This is a genomic window from Pandoraea sp. E26 (genome assembly GCF_000681415.1).
Lineage (GTDB): Bacteria > Pseudomonadota > Gammaproteobacteria > Burkholderiales > Burkholderiaceae > Pandoraea > Pandoraea pnomenusa.
On the sequence record NZ_AYXJ01000078.1, the window covers coordinates 1 to 2408 of the forward strand.

Annotated in this window: 2 protein-coding genes and 1 pseudogene; all 3 read right to left on the minus strand. The window is 65.7% G+C overall.

Annotation, left to right across the window (positions count from 1 at the left end; all coding sequences use genetic code 11):
- Nucleotides 1-307: pseudogene (locus W930_RS0125155) on the minus strand (bb3-type cytochrome oxidase subunit IV); the annotation flags it as partial.
- 52 nt (nucleotides 308-359) lie between these two features.
- Nucleotides 360-995 carry a cytochrome c oxidase subunit 3 gene (locus W930_RS28895; protein WP_023872548.1) on the minus strand — a complete coding sequence of 212 codons (636 nt, stop codon included), beginning with the start codon at nucleotides 993-995 and terminating at the stop codon, nucleotides 360-362.
- Nucleotides 992-2408: cbb3-type cytochrome c oxidase subunit I (locus W930_RS28900; protein ID WP_036656560.1), on the minus strand; the 1417-nt coding region annotated here is incomplete at its 5' end. The genes W930_RS28900 and W930_RS28895, both read right to left, overlap by 4 nt.

The following is a 2408-nucleotide window of genomic DNA, read 5'->3' on the forward strand; positions in this document are numbered from 1 at the left end:
CGCTGCTGGTGATGAGCGTGAAGGTCATGATGGCGATCAGCAGCAGCGGCACGGGGTGGCCGTTCACGTCGAGCGCGAAGATCTCGGCCGGGTTCGGCCATTGGGCGGTGGTCGACATGCGCACCGTCATGTAACCGATCAGGAAGCTGCTGAACACGAACGTGTCCGAGAGCAGGAAGATCCACATCATCGCCTTGCCCCACGGTACGCGGAACGTCGCGCGATCCGACGACCAGTCGGTGACGACGCCGCGCCAGCCGCCGGGCGGCTCGGCTGCGGAGGATGCGACGGACGATGGCGTGTTCACGATCGGACTCCTTGCCTCTGGACAATTGCGCCGGCGACGACGGATCGGTGCGTCACGGGCTCGCGCCCCCGGTGCCGCACAGGCGCTGCGCGATCTCCGGCGTGAGGTTGACCACGGCCGCGAACAGCACCACCCAGAGCACGAACAGGAAGTGCCAGTACTGCGCCGTCAACGACAATCGGCGCGCGCGCGTCGCGTGCGCGAGCCGGTGCGGCAGCAGGCACGCCCAGGCCGCCAGCCCCCCCAGCAGGTGCAACGCGTGCAAGCCGGTGAGCAGGAAGAAGAAACTGTTCGCGGGATTGCCCGCCACACCGAACTGGCGCACGGTCAGGTCGCGCCAGACCCAGAGCTGTCCGGCAACGAACGCGATCGCCAGCACGCCGGCAAGCGCCCAGTCGCGCCGCGATCGCCGCAGCTCGCCGTGCCGCGCCTGCGAGGCCGACGACTGCATCACGATGCACGCGGCCGCGAGCACGCCGGTGTTGACCCAGAGCGCATTGACAGGCGGCAGCGGACGCCAGTCGCCCTGACTCATGCGCATCACGTAGGCCACGAGCATCAGCGAGAACAACATCCCGATGACCCCCATCAACCCCCACAGGGCGATCTGCGACGGCGCACGCCGTCGGGGCTGCACGATAGGCACGCCGCCGGGCGGCAGGGACGGCCAGGAGGGCACGGGTTTCATGGCGTGGCTCCCTTGGGCGACTCGGGTGGCGGCGGTGGTGGCGTCGCCTTGCCACCGTGCAGCGCCGCCGAATCGCCCTGCACCAGCGTGGCGGGGCGGCGCGGGTCCGGGGCGAGATTCTGCGGCACGAAATCGTCGATGTCGCCCGGCACGCTGTACTCGTAAGGCCAGCGATAGACCGTTGGCAGCACGGGCCCCCAGTTGCCGTGTACGGGCGGCATGTCGGGCGTCTGCCATTCGAGCGAGGCGGCCCGCCATGGATTCGCCCCGGCAGGCTTGCCGTGCCTCACGCTCCAGGCGAGGTTGAACAGGAACAACAGTTGCCCGAGCGCGACCACGAATGCCGCAATCGAGATGTACGCGTTCATGGTGTGCGCCGAATCGGGAATGAAGCTGTAGTTCCGAAACTCGTAGTAGCGGCGCGGCATGCCGAGCACGCCCAGGTAGTGCATCGGGAAAAAGATGGCGTAAGTGCCGAGGAACGTGATCCAGAAATGCCACTGCCCGAGCCGGTCGTTCAGCCGACGCCCCGTGATGAGCGGATACCAGTGATAGATACCCCCGAAGATCACCAGCAGCGGCGAGACCCCCATCACCATGTGGAAGTGGGCGACCACGAAGTACGTGTTCGACAGCGGCATGTCCACGCTGACGTTGCCGAGGAACAGCCCCGTGAGGCCACCGATCACGAAAGTGCTGATGAAGCCGATGGCGAACAGCATGGGCACCGTGAGATGGATGTCGCCGCGCCATAGCGTGAGCACCCAGTTGTAGACCTTGATGGCCGTCGGAATCGCGATGATGAGCGTGGTGGTCGCGAAGAAGAATCCGAAGTACGGATTCATGCCGCTGATGAACATGTGGTGGGCCCACACCACCACCGACAGCACGCCGATGGCGAGAATTGCCCAGACCATCATGCGATAACCGAAGATGTTCTTGCGCGCGTGCACGCTGATCAGGTCTGAGACGATGCCGAAGGCGGGCAGCGCCACGATGTACACCTCCGGATGCCCGAAGAACCAGAACAGATGCTGGAACAGCAACGGACTGCCGCCGCGATACGCGAGCGGCTGCCCCATCGACACGAGCGCCGGCATGAAGAAACTCGTATGCAACGTCTTGTCCAGCAACATCATCACCGCCGAGACGAACAGCGCCGGAAACGCCAGCAATGCGAGCACCGTCGCCATCACGATGCCCCACACGGTGAGCGGCATGCGCAGCAACGTCATGCCTTCGGTACGCGCCTGCAAAACCGTGGTGACGTAGTTCAGGCCGCCCATGGTCGCCGCGACGATGAAGATCGCCAGCGAGATCAGCATGAGCACGATGCCCCACTCGACGCCGGGGGTACCGGGCAGAATCGCCTGTGGCGGATAGAGTGTCCAGCCGGCGCCGGTCGGTCCGCCC